This window comes from Amycolatopsis sp. NPDC104819 (assembly GCF_055583145.1).
In genome coordinates this window covers 207173-225069 of the sequence record NZ_JBVJON010000002.1, presented here as the reverse complement: position 1 = coordinate 225069, position 17897 = coordinate 207173, and the positions used below count along the sequence as shown (strand labels likewise).

Annotated in this window: 19 protein-coding genes; 9 read left to right on the top strand and 10 right to left on the bottom strand. The window is 69.7% G+C overall.

What is annotated here, in order from left to right:
- Positions 1-4: 4 nt before the first annotated feature.
- The 3 genes from ACZ63E_RS05895 to ACZ63E_RS05885 are packed head-to-tail and all read right to left on the bottom strand — an operon-like array spanning position 5 to position 2389.
- Complete coding sequence (locus tag ACZ63E_RS05895; protein ID WP_465334679.1) at positions 5-1066, bottom strand: thiamine-phosphate kinase; 1062 nt, start codon at positions 1064-1066, stop codon at positions 5-7.
- Positions 1050-1661 (bottom strand): dCTP deaminase, encoded by a 612-nt coding sequence (gene dcd / locus ACZ63E_RS05890; protein ID WP_465334677.1) that lies wholly within the window; start codon positions 1659-1661, stop codon positions 1050-1052. The genes ACZ63E_RS05895 and dcd overlap by 17 nt, the downstream gene beginning before the upstream one ends.
- Positions 1643-2389: a hypothetical protein gene (locus ACZ63E_RS05885; protein WP_465334675.1), complete on the bottom strand. Its 747-nt coding sequence runs from the start codon at positions 2387-2389 to the stop codon at positions 1643-1645. The genes dcd and ACZ63E_RS05885 overlap by 19 nt, the downstream gene beginning before the upstream one ends.
- Before the next feature lie 342 nt (positions 2390-2731).
- Here ACZ63E_RS05885 and ACZ63E_RS05880 point away from each other — a divergent pair, with 342 nt between their 5' ends.
- The 3 genes from ACZ63E_RS05880 to ACZ63E_RS05870 all read left to right on the top strand — a co-directional run bounded on the left by ACZ63E_RS05880 (position 2732) and on the right by ACZ63E_RS05870 (position 6941).
- Entirely contained in the window at positions 2732-3775 is a 1044-nt protein-coding gene (locus tag ACZ63E_RS05880) for a hypothetical protein (protein WP_465334673.1), read from the top strand.
- 74 nt (positions 3776-3849) lie between these two features.
- The gene (locus ACZ63E_RS05875) at positions 3850-5106 is read left to right on the top strand and encodes a bifunctional glycosyltransferase family 2/GtrA family protein (protein ID WP_465334671.1); all 1257 of its coding nucleotides are present in this window, start codon (positions 3850-3852) and stop codon (positions 5104-5106) included.
- Positions 5106-6941: a glycosyltransferase family 39 protein gene (locus tag ACZ63E_RS05870; RefSeq protein ID WP_465334669.1), complete on the top strand. Its 1836-nt coding sequence runs from the start codon at positions 5106-5108 to the stop codon at positions 6939-6941. The genes ACZ63E_RS05875 and ACZ63E_RS05870 overlap by 1 nt, the downstream gene beginning before the upstream one ends.
- A 33-nt stretch (positions 6942-6974) precedes the next feature.
- On the opposite strand, the gene ACZ63E_RS05865 is transcribed toward ACZ63E_RS05870, so the two are convergent.
- On the bottom strand, positions 6975-7748 hold the full coding sequence (locus tag ACZ63E_RS05865) for a hypothetical protein (RefSeq protein ID WP_465334667.1): 774 nt from the start codon (positions 7746-7748) through the stop codon (positions 6975-6977).
- A gap of 136 nt (positions 7749-7884) precedes the next feature.
- Positions 7885-8310, bottom strand: coding sequence for a nuclear transport factor 2 family protein (locus ACZ63E_RS05860; protein ID WP_465334665.1), 426 nt, complete (start codon positions 8308-8310; stop codon positions 7885-7887).
- Positions 8311-8387: 77 nt separating this feature from the next.
- Between ACZ63E_RS05860 and ACZ63E_RS05855 the strand changes: the two genes are divergently transcribed.
- The 4 genes from ACZ63E_RS05855 to ACZ63E_RS05840 all read left to right on the top strand — a co-directional run bounded on the left by ACZ63E_RS05855 (position 8388) and on the right by ACZ63E_RS05840 (position 13568).
- Entirely contained in the window at positions 8388-9128 is a 741-nt protein-coding gene (locus tag ACZ63E_RS05855; RefSeq protein WP_465334663.1) for a hypothetical protein, read from the top strand.
- 78 nt (positions 9129-9206) lie between these two features.
- On the top strand, positions 9207-9917 hold the full coding sequence (locus ACZ63E_RS05850; RefSeq protein ID WP_465334661.1) for a PP2C family protein-serine/threonine phosphatase: 711 nt from the start codon (positions 9207-9209) through the stop codon (positions 9915-9917).
- 115 nt (positions 9918-10032) lie between these two features.
- Entirely contained in the window at positions 10033-12018 is a 1986-nt protein-coding gene (locus ACZ63E_RS05845; RefSeq protein ID WP_465334659.1) for a hypothetical protein, read from the top strand.
- Between the two features lie 14 nt (positions 12019-12032).
- A complete protein-coding gene (locus ACZ63E_RS05840) occupies positions 12033-13568 on the top strand; it encodes an ABC transporter substrate-binding protein (protein WP_465334657.1) in 1536 nt (511 codons plus the stop codon).
- Here ACZ63E_RS05840 and ACZ63E_RS05835 read toward each other — a convergent pair.
- Genes ACZ63E_RS05835 through ACZ63E_RS05825 form a run of 3 tightly spaced genes read right to left on the bottom strand, consistent with a single transcriptional unit; the run spans position 13554 to position 14670 of the window.
- Positions 13554-14039 carry a DUF2127 domain-containing protein gene (locus ACZ63E_RS05835; RefSeq protein ID WP_465334655.1) on the bottom strand — a complete coding sequence of 162 codons (486 nt, stop codon included), beginning with the start codon at positions 14037-14039 and terminating at the stop codon, positions 13554-13556. The two genes, ACZ63E_RS05840 and ACZ63E_RS05835, sit on opposite strands and share 15 nt — an antisense overlap.
- A 26-nt stretch (positions 14040-14065) precedes the next feature.
- A complete protein-coding gene (locus tag ACZ63E_RS05830) occupies positions 14066-14482 on the bottom strand; it encodes a hypothetical protein (RefSeq protein WP_465313188.1) in 417 nt (138 codons plus the stop codon).
- Entirely contained in the window at positions 14476-14670 is a 195-nt protein-coding gene (locus ACZ63E_RS05825; protein WP_465334653.1) for an HC3 family zinc finger protein, read from the bottom strand. Before ACZ63E_RS05825 ends, ACZ63E_RS05830 begins: the two co-directional genes overlap by 7 nt.
- Positions 14671-14749: 79 nt before the next feature.
- Here ACZ63E_RS05825 and ACZ63E_RS05820 point away from each other — a divergent pair, with 79 nt between their 5' ends.
- Positions 14750-15583, top strand: coding sequence for a helix-turn-helix domain-containing protein (locus tag ACZ63E_RS05820; protein WP_465334651.1), 834 nt, complete (start codon positions 14750-14752; stop codon positions 15581-15583).
- 12 nt (positions 15584-15595) lie between these two features.
- The gene (locus ACZ63E_RS05815; protein WP_465334649.1) at positions 15596-15760 is read left to right on the top strand and encodes a DUF397 domain-containing protein; all 165 of its coding nucleotides are present in this window, start codon (positions 15596-15598) and stop codon (positions 15758-15760) included.
- Here ACZ63E_RS05815 and ACZ63E_RS05810 read toward each other — a convergent pair.
- Both ACZ63E_RS05810 and ACZ63E_RS05805 read right to left on the bottom strand, forming a co-directional pair.
- Entirely contained in the window at positions 15711-16283 is a 573-nt protein-coding gene (locus tag ACZ63E_RS05810) for a TetR/AcrR family transcriptional regulator (RefSeq protein ID WP_465334647.1), read from the bottom strand. The two genes, ACZ63E_RS05815 and ACZ63E_RS05810, sit on opposite strands and share 50 nt — an antisense overlap.
- 22 nt (positions 16284-16305) lie before the next feature.
- Entirely contained in the window at positions 16306-17754 is a 1449-nt protein-coding gene (locus tag ACZ63E_RS05805) for an amidohydrolase (protein WP_465334645.1), read from the bottom strand.
- Positions 17755-17897 lie beyond the last annotated feature (143 nt).

Genomic DNA, 17897 nt, shown 5'->3' with positions numbered 1-17897 from the left:
CGGGTCAGTGTCGGGGAGCTCCGAGCACGGCGGTGATCAAAGCGCCCAAGTCACCACCGTGCCAGGAGCTCGCCGAAAACCGCTCCTGTGCGATGCCGTTCCAGGGGCGTGCCTCGGCGCCCACAGTGATCCGCTGGTCGGCGGTCAGCACCCCGATCTCTTGAGCCACGATCCCTTCGGCTCGCAGCGCTTTTGTGGCCAGATCGACGTCTTCGGACCGGGCCACGGCGACCAGACCCCAATCACCCCAGGTCTGAGCGAGGTCGAAGGGCCGCAATCCACTCTGCCGCGCCACTTCCGCGACCGGCGGGTCCAGCTCGTAGTCCCCGGTGACCGCCGCACCGAGCCGGTTCGCGTTGCAGAGACCTCGTACCGTGGCGAACAGTCCATCCGAGACATCCATCGCCGCCTGCGCCAGCCCGGTCGCGGCCAGCACCTGACCGGCCCTCAGCTGGGCAATCGGCCGGGCGGCCCGGCGTCGCACCTCGTCCCGAGCCGCTTTCGGGAGGGTTGCGCGCCCGGCCTCCAGCAGTGCCGCCGCCCACAGGTAACCGGGCGCCCCCACCAGCAGCAACCGGTCGCCGGCCTGTGCTCCTGATCGCCGTAGCCTGCTCCCCGGAGCGCAACGCCCGATGGCCGTCGCCGTCAGCTGGACGGCGTCACCATCGCGGGTGTCACCTCCGACGATCCTGGTGCCGTGCTCGGCACAGCAATCATCAACGCCGTCCAGGAGCCTCTCGAACTCGCGCACCGTGGTGGTTCCGGGCAGGGTGTAACCGGCGACCAGCCCCAGCGGCTCGGCGCCCGTGGCTGCCAGATCCGACAGGTTGATCGTCGCCAGCAGCCAACCCGCGTGATAGAGGTCCGGCGTGCCCATGAGGTCGACGACCACGGGGGTCGGGCAGCTGTCGGTGGTGGCGACGAGTTCGCTCGGAGCGCTTATCGCGGCCAGCAGGGCGCTGTCGTCCCCGAAACCTTCCGTGCTGCAGTAGCGCGGCCACAACACCTGTTCCTGTATCCCGCGCTCGCCGAGGTCGTCAAGACAGAGCTCAGTGGTACCGGTCATGATCCGCCAATCGCGACGCGACGACAGCGTGGTCGTTCGAATAGTTGTGTGGCATCGCCCCGTAGGGTTGCTCACTCCCTGTCGAAGCGAACAGCATCAGGTTGCAGATCCGCGTACCGGGGTGCAGCAGTATCGGGTGCCGCAGGTGGTTTACGATCTCCAGGGTCAACACCGCGCCGCGTTCTTGGCCGAACCCCGGACTGACCTGGCCGCAGAGCACGACGCTCACGCCGAGCCGGGCGTAATCACTCGTGCCGTCGACGAGACCGACGAGGTTCCTGGACAACCCGATCCGCTCCCATGTCGGAGCGAGCACCAGTTCGCCGGGCCCGACCACGAACCGGCCCCTCTCGTCGAGGTCCTTCGCCACCAGCTCCGGGTGAGTGGTCCGATCGGCGGCATCGACCGGTCCCTTTGTCTCCAGGCGGAACGCTTCTGCTCCGAGCCGGAGACTGATCGAAGCGGGGCGGATGAAAGCGGGGTCGAAAGGCTCGACGGACAACTCACCGGTCGCATGAGCGCGCCGGATCGCGCGATCGGTCAGCACACCCCGCCGCCCGGCAAACAAACGCCACGTCAACGACGGGAAGAGCATCCGTGGACCTCGGTTGCGACCTCGTTCACGAGCCGCTGGAAATCCGCCGCCGAAAGCGGGCGGTTGGGCTGGTCGGCGTTCTCATCGGGTCGACAGAAGACAGCGGTCGTCGATGTGCGGTGCGGGCCCTGTACGACGACCGTCGCTGTCAGGTCCTTCCCCACGGGCTCGGCGGTGTGGATGACGTCGGTACCGCAGAAGTGGACACCACCCGGCGCCAGCTGCGACGACCTGGCTTCAGCCAGCCACGCGGCTCCGTCGGCGACGAGCAGCGCGGGATCAGCCGGATCCGTGCCGTACCGATTGCGGACGAATCGCTCCCCACCGGTCGTGACCTCGCGATATTCGGGCATGCGGAGGCCCTGGCCGGCGATCAGGGTCGAGGCGAACTCCCAGCGGTGGCTGTGCGGGTTCGTCTCTCCCCGTCTCGATGCAGCCGACCCCGGCCAGACGTGCATGCGGATCTTGAACTCCGGTTCGCCCGAGGCGTACAGGACCAGCTTGGCGAAGCCGTTGGGATGCCAGTACGAGCGCGCCACCGCGGCTCTGGCGGCTTCGACGTCACGGGCTGTGGCCGTCAGCCAACGCATGAAGCGGCCGGGATCGTCACGCACCGTTTCAACGGCCGCGACCAACCGGGGTCCTCCGAGGACGCCTCGCCCCATCGAGGCGGTGAGGTCGTCGAGAAACCGGGATTCGGCCATGCCGGACTTCGCTGATGCGCTCATGTCCGGCACTCCGTCCTTGTACTCCGTGCACCGAACCTGCCGACCGTAACGGTTACCACGGCGAAGGCAACCAGACGCCCGGCGGCCGACGTGAACCTCGTGTGGGAACGCGTCGAGAACACCCTCATCCGGACGGACTTCCGCAGCAATCGTCATACCCCTTCGCCATGCCCGCTCTCACAACGCGACGAGTTCCAAACGCGCATCCATGGTAACCGCCCGGGCTCGAGACCCCCTCTTTATGCACGTGCTTCACAATCGACGGCGCTCAGTCAAGGAGCCATCTGGGGGATATCCGGCTGGCCGGAAACGGATGACCGACACCTACTCCGAGAGGTCCGCATGACGGCACACGACCAAAACCGCGGTTCCGAGCCGAAGCGCTCCGGCAGCAGGTCAGCCCGTCTGCTCTACGGACTGCGCCGCGATCCGGAGCAACTGATCATCCTCGTCGCCGCCGCGACGGTCGCGGTGCTCGGCGCGACCGACACCGTGAACGATGTGAAAACGCTTCTCGCGGCCACTCTGGCCACACTGGCCATTCTGGGCTTTTCACTGTTCAAGCAGGCCATGCGCCAGGATGCGAATGATCGGCGAGTGATCGAGCTGGCTCGGTCGGTGCGCGCGGTCCAGGATGGACTCGACGGTGTCGAACACGCGGTGACGATCAACCCGTCGGTCGGTGAACTGACCACCCTCGCCTCGCGGCAAAAAGCGTTTGAAGCCGCTATGGCCACGGCGGACGTGTGGCAATTCCGAGGCGGCACGGGCTCCTTCACTCGCGCCTGGACCCTGCCCAAGCTCGCCGCGCGGGCTCGCGAAAGCAGCACCGGCACCCACTGGCGGATTCAACTGCAGATACTGGATCCGCAGAACACGACCCGCTGCCGGGAGTACGCCGAGTACCGCGCCAAGCTCTCGCGCCGGCCCGAAAACGCCACTCAGGACACCTGGACCACGGAATACGTCCAGACGAGCTGCCTCGCGACCATCTTCGCCGCTCAGTGGCATCAGCAGCACGAGTTCCTCGTCGTCGAAATCAGATTGAGGTCCGAATTCTCGACCCTGCGGCACGACATCTCCCCCGACTCGATCATCATCACGAACGAAGACAGCCAGTTCCCGGCGCTGCACATCCGCCGGCTGGGAGACGCCTCTGCGCTGTACCACGCGTACCGCGCGGACTTCGACCTCAGCTTTACCTCGCTCAAGCCCGTCCTGAAGGCGAAGAGCGACGTGCGAGTCCCTGCCAAGAAGGCCGACGTCACCGAAGACGACGTCTTCCGGGTGCTTCGGGACGTCGGCATCACGGAAGAGACCCTCACCGGGCTGTCTCTGGATTCGATCCGCGAACTCGCCTTGAACCCGACCAACCCTTACCGCTGAGACCGGCAGAGCGCACAGCAAGCGCACAGGGCGATCACACGATCACCAAAGCGGGACCGGCGACCGTATGAGGCATGACAGCCACCGCCTCCGCAGCACGGCCCGGGACCGTCCCGGTCGACCTGGCCGGACCGCAGCCCGTCCTCGACGTCGTCATCCCGGTCTACAACGAAGAGGCCGACCTCGAACCGTGCATCCGCCGGCTGCACGCGCACCTGGCCGAACACGTCTCCTACCCGTACCGGATCACCGTCGCCGACAACGCGAGCACCGACACGACGCTGCAGGTGGCCGAACGACTCGCCCGCGAGTTCCCCGAGGTGGCCGTCCACCACCTCGACGAGAAGGGCCGCGGCCGCGCGCTCAACGCCGTCTGGCGGGCTTCCGACGCCGCCGTCCTGGCCTACATGGACGTCGACCTCTCCACCGATCTCGCCGCGCTCGGGCCGCTCGTCGCTCCGCTGCTGTCCGGGCACTCCGACCTCGCCATCGGCAGCAGGCTCGCCCGGGGGGCGCGAGTCGTGCGGGGGCCGAAGCGCGAGTTCATCTCCCGTGCCTACAACCTGATCCTCCGCTCGACGCTCGCCGCGAAGTTCAGCGACGCGCAATGCGGCTTCAAGGCCATCCGCGCCGACGTCGCGCGGGAGCTGCTCCCCCACGTCGAGGACACCGGGTGGTTCTTCGACACCGAACTGCTCGTCCTGGCCCAGCGCGCCGGGCTGCGGATCCACGAGGTGCCCGTCGACTGGGTCGACGACCCCAACTCGTCGGTCAACATCGTCAAGACGGCCACCGCGGACCTCAAGGGCATCGCCCGCGTCACGAAGGCCACCTTCACCGGCGAGATCCCGATCAGCCAGCTGCGCGAGCAGCTCGGCCGGCAGCCGATCGGCGTCGACGCTCCCGGCGTGCCGCCGCGGCTGGTGACGCAGCTGGTGCGGTTCGCCGCCATCGGCGTCAGCAGCACGCTGGCCTACCTCGTGTTGTTCCTGCTGCTGCGGACGGCCGTCGGCGCCCAGCCGGCGAACTTCGCCGCGCTCCTGGTCACCGCGATCGGGAACACCGCGCTGAACCGGCGGCTCACCTTCGGCATCCGCGGGCGCGCCGGCGCCGGGCGGCACCAGTTCGAAGGCCTGATCGTGTTCGGCCTCGGGCTCGCCCTGACGAGCGGCTCGCTCGCCCTGCTCAACGGATCCACCACCCCTGGCCTGGTCCTGGAGATCACCGTGCTCGTGCTGGCGAACCTCGCCGCCACGGTGCTCCGGTTCCTGCTCCTGCGCGGCTGGGTGTTCAACCCGCGCCGCCAGGCCGCCACCCAGAAGGAGTACTGATGACCGCCGTCCTGTCCGACCCCGTGACGCAGGAACCGCGTCACCGCAAGGATTCCGCGGCGCACGCGCCGCCGCGCTGGGTCCGTCCGGCCGTGTTCGGGCTGCTGGCCGCGACCGCGGTGCTGTACTTCTGGAACCTGACCGCGTCCGGCTACGGCAACTCGTTCTACGCCGCGGCCGTGCAGTCCGGGACGCAGAGCTGGAAGGCGTGGCTGTTCGGCTCGCTCGACTCCGGCAACGTGCTGACCGTCGACAAGCCGCCCGCCGCGCTGTGGGTCGGCACGGCGTTCGCGCGGATCTTCGGGTTCTCGAGCTTCACCGTGCTGGCGCCGCAGGCGCTGATGGGTGTCGCGTCGGTCGGGATCCTTTACCTGACGGTGAAACGGACTTCGGGCCCGGTCGCCGGGCTGCTGGCCGGGGCGATGCTGGCGGTGACGCCGGTCGCGGCGCTGATGTTCCGGTTCAACAACCCGGACGCGCTGCTCGTGCTGCTGATGGTCGCAGGCGCCTACTTCGTCGTGCGGGCCACGGAAAAGGCGTCGCCCGGCTGGCTCGCGCTGGCCGGCGCCGCGATCGGGTTCGGCTTCCTGACGAAGATGATGCAGGCGTTCCTGGTGCTGCCGGCGTTCGGGCTGGTGTACCTGATCGCCGCGCCGACGTCGCTGGGCAAGCGGTTGCTGCACCTCGGCGGCGCGGTCGTGTCGCTGGTGGTTTCGGCGGGGTGGTTCGTCGCGCTGGTCGAGCTGTGGCCGACGGCGTCGCGGCCCTACATCGGCGGGTCCGAAGGGGACAGTCTGCTCGAACTCGCGTTGGGCTACAACGGGTTGTCGCGCATCTTCGGCGGCGGTGACGGCGGCGGGCCGGGCGGTGGCGGCGGCATGGGCGGCAACACTGGGTTCGGCGGCGCGTCCGGCCTGTTCCGGATGTTCGGGTCCAGTTTCGGCGTGGAGATCTCGTGGCTGCTGCCGGCCGCGCTGATCGGGCTGGTGGCCGGCTTGTGGTTCACGCGCCGCGCGCCGCGGACCGACCGGACGCGCCTGGCGCTGGTGCTGTGGGGCGGCTGGCTGGTCGTGACGGCGCTGGTGTTCAGCTACATGAGCGGCATCGTCCACCCGTACTACTCGGTGGCGCTGGCACCGGCGATCGCCGCGCTGGTCGCGATTTCGGGGCGCGCGCTGTGGCAGGGCCGGGCGAACCTGGCGCCGCGGGCGGTGCTGGCGGCGATGGTCGTGGTGACGGCGGTGTGGTCGTTCATCCTGCTCGACCGGACGCCGGACTGGTTCCCGGCGCTGCGCTGGATCGTCGCGGTGCTCGGGGTGCTGGTCGGCACGGTGCTGGTGATGGGTGTGCCGCCGGTCCGCCGCCTGGTCGCGGCCGTCGGGGCGGCGCTGGTGCTGACGCTCGGTTTGTCGACGGCCGCTTACGGAGTCGAAACGGCGTCGGTGGCCCACAGCGGTTCGATCCCGACGTCGGGCCCGACGTCGAGCGCGATGGGCGGCGGCTTCGGCGACTCCGCGTCGAGTGCGGTCGGTTCGCTGCTGGCCGCGACGACGACGAAGTGGGCCGCGGCGACAACGGGTTCGCAGAGTGCGGCGTCGTTGGAGCTGGCCAGCGGCAAGGCGGTGATCGGCATCGGCGGCTGGAGCGGTTCGGACCCGGCGCCGACGCTGGACGAGTTCAAGGCGTACGTCGCGGCGGGCGAGATCAAGTACTTCGTCGACGGCGGCCGCGGCGGCGGCCCGGGCGGCGGTTCGTCGGACATCACCGCGTGGGTGACGGCTAACTTCACCGCCACGACGGTGGACGGCCAGACGGTGTACGACCTGCAGAGCTGACGAGGTGCCCGGGTCTCTTCGGAGGCCCGGGCCTCAGTCGCGCAGGCCAGGCAGGATCTGCTTCGCTTCCAGCAGCTTGGTGTTGTAGTACCCACCGCGCACTACGGTCGTCTCGACCAGCGCTTCGAAGTGCTTCGATCGCCGCTGTTTGCGCAGGAATTTTTGATCGCCCAGTTTCGCCGCGGCGGCTGCCGTGCCAAACCCCCAGCACCCAGCCAAGATTACGATCTCCGCCGTTCCCGGAGCGAGCGGGTTCGTCGCTCGGACAATCAGACCGTAGTCGTTGATCGGATTGCCGCGGTCGTCGTACTGCGGCATCAACTCCACAGCGGAGTCCTTGCTGTACAGCTTCGCAGCCTTCTCCGCGAATTCGAACGATATCCTCCCGCGCAATTCTTTCATCATCGTCGCAGTCACGGAGTTGCCGTCCGGACCGCCGATCAAGATGAGGTCCGACTTCAGGTCGTATGAGGTCAACTCTCTCGATTCGACGATCCGTCCAGCGTACCCCAGCCGGCGAAGCTGAGTCTCGATCTCGACGAGCGCCAGGATGTCGCCCTGGCCCACCATCCCCGACCTCTCCCATTTCTGTAACGCTTCCTCGTCGGGGGCGCCCAGGACGATGAGCGGACGACGACTACCCATCGCACGCCAGAACCGGCGTGCGCGCAGTAACCTCAGCCTTCTGGCCGTCCGAGTGGCCAGCCAGACAGCGAGGCCCCCGATCGCCGCGGCGATCAAGTTGCTCGAGATGTCCGGGAAGGCGGTGATCAACCAGCCCGAGACGTCACTGCCAACGAGTACCATGCAAGGCCATCCTCACCCCGGCGAGTGGAGTCCCCTGCAAGTCGTGCGGCACCGACTCGCCGTTACCAATGAGTCATCAAATCACTTCACTCGGTACGGAGCATGCCGTCGAATGGAGCATCGGCCCGAGTCGAGCTCAAGATCGGGACCTCAGGTGATGACTGACGTCGCCCAGCAGGTCGATCTTCACCCGGCGCTCCGAGAACGCCCACTCCCCGTCCACAAAGCTGAACGAGTCCGCATACGACCCCGCGGCGATCGGCTGCAGAACCAACCCCGGCACCGCCTGCAACACCGTCACATAAGCCCGCGCCGAAGCCGACGTCCCGCTCACCGAAACAACCACATTCGAAGTCACGTGCTTGGTCCGCGGCGTTCCGTCCTCGTACAGGATCACCGTGTCCCGCAGCATCCCCGAAACCTCCGCCGCGCCGCGAAACGCGCCGCCGCTTCCCACGAACGTCCCCGACGCGAACAGGGCCCCCACTCCCGCGAAGTCCCCCGCGTCGACCAGGAAAGCGTACGACGCGATCAGGTCGGAAATCGCCCGGTGATCGTCCACGGAAACGATCTTACCGGGATTTTCGGTACCTTGGCGGTGAACGGCGGCAGGGGGCCGCCGGCCAGGGGGTTGTTCTCGTGCTCGATCGTCGGAACCTGCTCAAAATCGGCGCGGCCACCGTGGCCGGGACCGTTGTGCTCGGGGGGACTGCCACAGCCGACACCGGCCTCCCGCCCGTGCCCGGCATGCTCGGCGACCGCCGCGCCAACGAGCTCTGGTACCAGCTCGACGAAATCGCGCTGTACCACCCGTCGCAAGAAACCCAGGACGCCTACAAGGTCTTCTTCGGCTACCTCCAGCAGACAGACGGCATCTACGCGGAATGGCTGAAGCTCAGCCAGGAACCCGGCTACCCGAACAACTACGTCGAGTTCCTCAAGCCCGTCGAAGCGCCACTCAAGACGATCTCGAAGCTCCAGCTCGGCAACTTCGACCGCTTCTACCGCAACGACGACGAAGGCCTCATCCGCGCCTTCGCCGCCTTCGGGCAGGGCATCCTCTTCGACCCTGGGCGCGCGGACGTCGAGTCCGAGGTGCACACCATGGACGGCGACCCGCCGAGCAGCTACCACTTCTGGCACGCCGTCCAGCGGGCGCACATGCTGCTCGACATCGACCGCCGTCGGTGGGCGCGGCTCGACCCGGTGCTCGGGTTCGCCTGGGCGCTGCAGTCCATCGCGAAGCCGGACCACCGTCACGTCAACCCGCCGCTGCCGCGGGAGCAGGTCCGCGCCGTCGCGCGGCACTGGCTGCCGCGCTCGCCCGCGCAGCTGGACCACGACTTCCGGTCGTCGCCCTACCCGGCGGGCATCCACTGACGCGCCGCACAGAAAAGTCTCAGACGGCACACAGGTAACGAGCGGATCATCGAAGGCAGAGGGGACGAGGAGGCCGCGATGATCACGACACGACCGGAGTACCCGCGCTGGCACACCGCGAGCGCCCAGGGGCCCCGTGAGCTCAACGCCGACGCCGTCGGGGCGTACGCCGCGGCCGGCGGGCCGGGCATCGTCTTCGCCCTCGCCGACGGGGTCGGGGACGAGCCCGCCGCCGCCCGGGCGGCCCGGACCGCCGCCGCGGCCGCCGCCCGGACGCCGGTCCACAAAGGACCCGTCGAAGCGGTGCTCGCGGCGCAGCGCGCGGTGCGCGAGCAGACGCTCGGGGACGCTGTGCTCGTCGTCGCCATGCCGGCCGAACACGGCGGGTACCGCATCGCCTGGGTCGGCGACGCCCGCGCGTACACCTGGGACGGCGCCACGCTGACCCGACTGACCACCGACCACACGCTCGCCGAGTACTTCCGCGCCCGCCACCAGCCGGTGACCCCGCGGATGGAACACGTCGTCACCACGAGCGTCCGCACCACCAAGCCGGCGGAGATCGGCACGGCGGAGACGCCGGGCGCGGGCCTGCTGCTGACCAGCGACGGTGTCCACAAACCGCTCACCGGCAGCGGGATCCGTGCTGTGCTGGCCGATCCGGGCGCCGGCGCGGCCGAGCTCGTCGGCGCCGCGCTCGCCCGGGGTGGCTCGGACAACGCGACCGCCCTCTACGTCGAACCCCTGGAGGCCGACAGCACGACGGTGCGATTTCCCGTCGCCGCGTGAGCCGGAAATCATGGACAAAAGTCGGCCAAACGGGGGGAACCCGTAGCCGAGTGCTCACGGAGTGTTTAACCTGGTAACCCGACGTGGTCGTGGTTCACTGGGGGAGTACACACTGATGGTCGAAGCGGATCATTCCGGTTCCGTTCTGCTGACCCGCCGCCTGCTCTGGAACGGCGTCACCGGCAAACCGCCGCGGCCGCAACCGGTGGTCCTGCTGCTCGGCCCGGTCGGCGCCGGCAAGTCGCACGCGCTGTCCGAGATCACCGGCCACCTGGGCTGGGGTGTCGTGCACGCCCGGTTCGACTTCGCCGGTGACGAGCCCGCCCCGGTCGACGTGCTGATCAGGCTCGCCTACGAGCTCTCCCGGAAGTGGCGGCACCGCGCGCGGCCGCGGTTCCTGCGCCTGGCCGTCGCCCTGATCGCCGTCAACGCGGAGCTCAGCACCACCGACCGCCGCCGGGACCGCGAGACGCTGCGCGAAGAGCTCCGGAAGTTCAAGCGCAGCCGCTGGAACGGCAGCTTCGATCCCTGGCTGCGCATCTTCGCGAAGACCGCCGTGCCGGCCCCGTTCGGCGCCGCGTTCGCCGACGAGGTCCCGGGGCTGCTGCAGACCCTCCGCCCGCGGCTGGGCCACATCCTGCGCTCGCTGACCGAGTTCGACCGCTTCACCACCGGCGACGCCCTCGACGCGCTGGTCGACCTCAACTGGCTGGCGCGCGGGGCCGAGCCCGACCCCGACGGGGTCACCGCGTGGCTGACCGAGGCGTTCCTCGCCGACGTCCGCGAGAACCACCGCCGGATGTCCGTCCCGGAGCGGCGCAGCCCGTGCGACTGCGTCAACCCGGAGAAGGTGTCCCACGTGCACAACTGGGTGGTGCTGCTCGACGACGTCGACCACCCGGGCGGGCTCGCGTTCCTCAAGGCGCTGACGGCGGCCCGCGAGGCCTACCGCCGCAAGCACGGCGACCGCGGCACCGGCGATCCGCTGCTGGTCGTGGCGACGAGCGGGAAGTGGGACGGCGAGTGGGAGCGGGAGCTGGCCCGCGCCTGGCGGCCGCCGTGGCAGCCGGGCGGGACGGCGGCCCGGGTCGTGCCGAGCTGCCGCGACGCCTCCTACGACGACTGGGCCGAGCACCCGGACGGCGCGCGCCCGCCCGCCTACTACCCCGTGCTGCTCGAGCCCCTGACCGTCCACGAAGTCGCGGCGCTGCTGGGCAAGGCCGTCGCGCGCACGACGGCCGAGTTCGTCCACCGGGCCAGCGGCGGCCTGCCGAAGGCGGCGAAGCAGCTCGCCGCGGCCCTGCGCGACACCTCGGTCCGCCCCGGCGCCCGCGATGTGCTCGGCACGTCCGGTCCCGACCCGTGGCGCCGCTGGCTCACCGACCTCCGGCTGTCCAGTGTGGACACCGAGGCGCTGGTGACGGCCGCGCCGTTCGCCACCGCGCCGTGGCTGGTCCCGCTGCCCGAGCACGGGCTGGTCGGCCAGCCGCACGTCGGCCCGATCCTCACCGAGCTGCGCGCGTCGTTGTGGGTGAACGCGCCGGGCCACGGCGGCGGCACGCCCGACCACGTCACGCTGCACCCCTGGCTCGCCGGCAACCTGGTGTCCGCGCTGGCCCGGCGCAACGGCGACGGCGGCCCGACCTACGCGGCCCAGTTCTCCGCGCTGCGCGGCGCCCCGGAGGCCGACGACGTCCGGCTCGCCTACTGCCTGCTCGCCCTCGGCGACTTCCCCGCCGTGGTCGACCTGTTCGAACGGGACTTCCCGAAACTCCCGCACCAGGAGTGGATAGACCGGCTCACGGTCGTCGTCCACGCCCCGGACGCCCAGCCGCTCGACGAGAACTACGAACGGCTCTTCGGCAAGCTCGTCGACGCCGACATCGAGCGAAACCCCGACGACCGCACGGAAATCCGCAACAACCTCGCCCGGCTGGTCGCCGCGAGCTGGCTCAGCGCGAACCCGTTCGCCGTGCGCGGCCCGGACCAGAACAAGAGCATCCGCACCGCGCTGACCAACCTGTCGTCGATCTCGCAGCGCTCGGACACCCAGGCGCTCGAAGACACCGCCAAGCTCGCCTTCGACGGCCTCTGGCCCTGACGGACGGAACGCCGATGCCCCGCACCGCCCTGCTCGACCGCTTCACCCCGCGGACCCGCGCCGCCGAGCCACCCGTCCGGCCGCGCAGCGTCCTCCACCGGCACTGGATCGCCGTCACCGCCGTCGTTGTGCTCCTGGTCGGCGTGGTCCTCGTCTGGCAGCAGCCCTGGCAGCAGTGCGGCGCCGGGCTGACCGAGGAGAACGACGTCTGCGTCGGCCTCTCCCTCGACTCCGGGCCGTTGCGCGACGACGATCCCCTCGCCGAGCTCGAAGCGGTGATCGCCGCCCGGAACGCCCAGGCGGGCGCGAACTACAAAACCGTGGTGGTGCTGGAGAACCTGACCCCGGACCCGGACGTCGACAGCACGCCGATCGACTTCATCCGCCACGAGGTCCAGGGCGCGATCGCCGCCGCGTGGCCGCGTCCGGACACCACCGGGGTCAAGCTGCTGCTGGCGAACTACGGCAGCAGCGCCGAGCACTGGCGCGCGGCGGTCGACCAGATCGTCGCGAACGCCGAGGCGCTGCGCATCGCCGCCGTCACCGGTGTCGGCATCAGCCTGCAGAGCACGCGCGACGCGATCGCGGAGCTGTCGCGCAACGGCATCGTCACGATCGGCGCGACGGTCACCGCCGACGACCTCAACGTCGACGCCGACGGCAAGCGCATCAAGAACTTCTTCCGCGTCGGCCCGACCAACAGCGACGAAGCGCACGCCGCGGTCAACTACATCACGAAGCTCCCGAACCGCAGCGCGATGCTCATCGCCGACGGCAACGAAGCCGACACATACGCGGGCACGCTGAGCAAGGCGTTCACCGAGCAGCAGTCGGTGCCGATCAAGGCCTCGCAGAGGTACACCTACCCGGGGCAGCTCACCGGCACGAACCGCGACGACTACTTCCAGAAACTGTTCCGTCGCATGCACTCCGAGATCTGCAACACCCAGCCGGACGTCATCTATTTCGCCGGCCGCGGCGTCGACCTGCGGTCGTTCATCTACGCGCTGTCCAACAGCGGTGCGTGCGAGCAGCTCCGCTCGGTCAAGGTCATCTCCGGTGACGACGCGGCGACGCTCGTCGGCACGAAACTCCCGCTGACCGGGGACATCGCCGTGACGCCGATGTACACCGCGCTGGCCTACCCGGACCAGTGGACGAAGTTCACCGGCAACGACGCCGCGCTGGCCTACCGGCAGAACTACGCGGACTTCCTCAACAGTTTCGCGGGCACGCACGCGTTCGAGGCCGGTGGCCTCTCCGACGGCGCGGCGATGATCGAGCACGACGCCGTCGCGACGGCGCTCAGCGCGGCCGACAACGACCCGTCGTCGAACTCGCAGTCGGTGGCGAACTTCGTCTCGCAGATCAACTGCACCTCCGCCGTGCCGGGCGCCACCGGCTTCATCGCGTTCCGGCAGGACAGCGGCAACCAGATCGACAAAGTGCTGCCGATCCTGAGCATCGGGGCCGACGGTGCGGCGAACCTCGTCGACCTCGTGTGGTCGCAGGGCCGGCCGCTCGACACGTCGCCGTCATGCACTTCGTGACCGCTTCAGCTGCCGGTATTCGCGCAGCACGAGAACGATGATGACCACGTCGAGCGCGGCGAAGAACGGCAACGCGATCGAATGGGTGTGGATCGCCCGGATCACCTCGTAGACGACAAACGCGGCGAGGATGATCGCCGCGACCGGGTACGCCCGGACGATCTTGCGCGCCAGCGCCCAGACCAGCCCGAGCTTGATCAGGCCGTGGGCGAGCAGGTACGCCACTGCGAACGTCTTCGTGTCGCCGTGGAGGAAGTTCTCGGTGGCCGACTCGAGGTGGCGGGCGAGGGTGCCGGACGGGTCGCCGAGCAGGTCGCGCGTGATGACGGCGTGGGTGAACCCGCTGACGGCCGACGCGGGGATGAACGCCAGGATCAGCGCCCCGACCACCTGCAGCCCGCCGTCGAGCCCCTTGATCGCGATCGCGATCCGGAAGAAGCGCTCGGTCGCCGTCGTCTTCGCCTCGGTCATGCCCCCAGCTCAGCACGAACGGCAGGTCAGCGCACCTGGAGGCACCTTTCGCACCGTTCGTGGCGAGTCGTCCGGCCCGTCGGGTCCGTGCCGTAGAAGGGGAAACACGCCGCGCCGCAGACGGCCAGGAAGATCGGCCCGCACCGGAGGGGGTGCGGGCCGACCTGGTGGGCGACGGCCAGCGCTCGCCGCCGTGCGCCCGCTTCGGGGAGCCACCCGTGGTCCGGCAGGGTGGCCCGGACCCGGGCGTCCAGCTCGTCGGCGCGGCCGACGAGATCCGTGCCCAGGTCGGCGAGGCGCTCCCCCAGGTCGCGGAGGATGTCCGGCCGCGGGGCCTCCTCGTCGAGCGTGCGGGCGAGCCAGGCCAGGTCGAGCGCGAGCGACGCGTGGAGGTCGCGAATGCGGTCGAGCAGCCGGTGGTCCCGGCCGGCGTCGGTCAGCACCGGGCCAGCCACGCGTCCCGGCAGCCGGTGCAGGTCGGGTCGAACCAGTTCCCGCCGAGCTGCGGGACGTCGCACACCGCGACGGTCACCTCTTCCCCGCACAAAGTCACGAACGTTTCTTCCGGACGCGGAGGGAAAGCGCCGTCGAGCGCGTGGCGCTTTCCCTCCGCTTGCTGCCACCTCAACATGACTCCAGTGAATCCGTCCTGTCCGGTGGACACCAACACGCTGAGTGGGTGATGGACAACGCTTTGTACGATCGGGCGCATGAAACCGACTTCTTCCACACCTCGCGCGCGGACGCTGGCCGCCGGTCTCCGCGAGATCCGCGAGTCGCGAAAGATGGGACTGCGCAAGCTGGCGACGATCCTCGGCTTCACGCCGCAGCTGCTGTCGTTGTGGGAGAAGGGGTTGCGGGTGCCGCCGATCTCGGCGGTGGCGCTCATCCTCGGCTTCTTCGAGATCCGCGGCGAGCAGCAGAAGCACCTGCTGGAATTGGCGCAGAGCGCCCGCGAGCCGGACTGGATCACCACCGGATCGCCCGAGATTCCGGCACCCCTGAGCGGTCTGCTCGAATGTGAGCGAACCGCGACGAAAATTGTCAACTGGGAACTCGCCATCATCCCCGGACTGCTTCAGACCGCCGATTACGCCTGGGCCTTGTTGAGCAATTCGAACCTCACGGTCGACCAGGCCGACGCCCGCCTCAAAGTCCGGCTCGACCGGCAGAAGATCCTCACGCGGCCCGACCCCGCCCGACTGAACGCGGTTATCTACGAGGCCGCCATCCGCGAGCAGGTGGGCAACGAAGACATCATGTCCGACCAGTACGACCATCTTCTCGAGATGTCCCGGCTGCCGAACGTCTCGCTGCGGATCGTCCGGTCGGGCCGGGGGTACCACCCCGGCCTGCTGGGCAGCTTTATCGTCTACGAATACGACGACCTGCCACCGGTCATCTTCCTCGAATACCATGGCGGGAGCGCTTTTCTCTCCGATGATCGTCACATGACCACTTATCGCCGGCTTGCTAAGATGCTGACGGGAACTGCATTGAGCGAGGATGCCTCCCGCGACCTCATCGCGGAGGTCACGAGATAGCCGGAGGCACGGATGCACCGCAACTGGCGCAAGTCGTCTTACAGCGGCGATTCAGGCAATTGCGTCGAGGTGGCGATCGAGCGCACCGTCGGGGTGCGGGACAGCAAAGCCCCCGCGTCCGGTCAGCTCACCGTGTCCCGTCAGGCCTGGTCAGCAGCCCTCCGCACCCTTCGCTGACACCTCGGCCCGCACCACGTCCGCGGCCAGGGCGACCGCCGTCTCCGCGGCTTCCGCGCCGAGGGTCGGGCCGTTCGCGTACAGGCCGTCGACGATCACCGGGCTCGCGCGCCGTCGTCTCGGCCGCCAGCTCGCGCAGCTGCGTCCGCACCCGCCGGAAGTGGTCGATCGCCGCGCGGTGGACCGGGTGGGCGCGGTCCGGGAACTCCGTCAAGGCGATGCGAAGCGGGCAGCCGCGCGCGCCGGGCGCGATGGCCCGCACCCCCACCCCGCGCACCAGGTCCACCAGGCGCGACTCCGGGTCGCCCGCCGTCCGGATGTCCGCGACGAGCGCGTCCCAGTCGCCGCTGTGGTGCGCCAGGTACGCGACGACCAGGTCGTCCTTGCCCGCGAACCGGCCGTAGAGCAGGTTCTTGCCGCACCCGCACTCGTCGATGATCCGCTGCATCCCGACGGCGTGCACCCCGTGCCGGTCGAACAGCCGCGTGGCGGTTTCGAGGATGCGCTGGCGGACGTCCGGCATCCGGGGATCGTAGTGGCCGGGGCTAGACGAGGTGCGTGACGTGTCCGGCCAGGACCGTCGCCGTCACCGGGAGCGCCCTCAGGTCGGCCGGCGAGAGCACCGACGGGTCCGCCGCCGTCACCATCAGGTCCGCGACGTCCCCCACCGCGACTCCCCGACGTCCGCCCGAAGACGCCGCCAGCGCGTCCGCCAGCGACAACGCCTGTTCCGGGTGCCAAGCCGGCCGGTCGTCGTCGGTCCGGGAGATCGCCGACGCGATCCCGTCCCACGGGTCCAGCGGCGCCACCGGGGCGTCCGACCCGAACTCCAGCCGGGCCCCCGACTCCAGCAGCGACCGGTACGGGAAAGCCCGCGAAGTCCTTCCGTGCCAATACTTCTCCGCGACGTCACGGTCGTCCGGCTGGTGCGCCGGCTGGACCGCCGCGATCACGCCCAGCGCCGCGAACCGCGAGACGTCGGCCGGCGAAAGCAGCTGCGCGTGCTCGATCCGGCCCGGGCAGCCGACCCGCTCGAACGCGTCCAGCGCGATCGTGTTGGCCTGGTCGCCGATCGCGTGCACGGCCGGGACCAAGCCGTGCGCGGAAGCCCGCTCCAGCAACGGAACCAGCTCGGCCGGCGGCAGCTCCAGCAGCCCCGGCGAGTCCGAACCCGGATAAGGGTCGTGGCAGTAAGCCGTGCGGGTGTTCAGCGAACCGTCCACGAAGAGCTTGAACGGCCCGACCGTCAGCAGCCCGCCCGAATCCGGCAGGACGTCTCCGGTGCGGTGGCCGCGCTCGATCGCCTGGTCCAGCAGGTACCGGGCGATCACGCACGAGATCCGGGCCGCCGGCGCGCCCCGCCGGGTCCAGTCCGTGACCGTGTCCGCGTACTCGTAGTCGACGATCTCCGTGACACCCCGCGCGGCCGCCGCGGACACCGCTTCCGCCACCCACTCGTCCTGGACGTCGACCGCGGCCGTCGGGAGCTGGGCCGTCGCGCTCATGCAGTCGTTCTCCAGCAGCACCCCCGTCGGGTGCTCACGGCCGATCAGCTTCAGCGCCGCCGGGCTCAGCCACAGCGTGTGCAGGTCCGCGCTGAACAACGCGACCGCGCGCCCCGGCAGCGCCCGCTGCAGCAGCTCCTTGTGCGGCTTGTCCGGCCAGAGCCCGTCGCGGAAACCCGCGCCCACGACCAGTTCCGTCTGCGGCGCCGGCGTCGCCAGCAGGTGGGCCAGCAGCAGCTCGACCGCCTCCGTCGCCGACCGGGCCGCGTCCAGCGGGATCCGGCGCCGGGACGTCGCCCACTGCACGACGTGGACGTGCGCGTCGACCAGCCCCGGCAGCAGCGTGCCGCCGTGCCCGTCCACCACCCGCGCGGCGAAGGCCCCGGACCCCGGCTCGGTGATCGCCGTGACCCGGCCGTCGTTCACCCGGACGTCCGCGAGCTCGCCGCGAAGTCCCGGCCGCACACGGCGCAGCAGTAGATCATCCATGCCGACCACCCTGCCAGCCGGACCCGTCCGGGTGAAGCACGGAGTGAGATGGGAATGAGATGGGTATTAGCTACCGTTGTACGAGATGGCAGCCGTCGCCCGCCGAAGGGTCAGGGCCGGTCCATGGGCGCCGCCCTCATAAG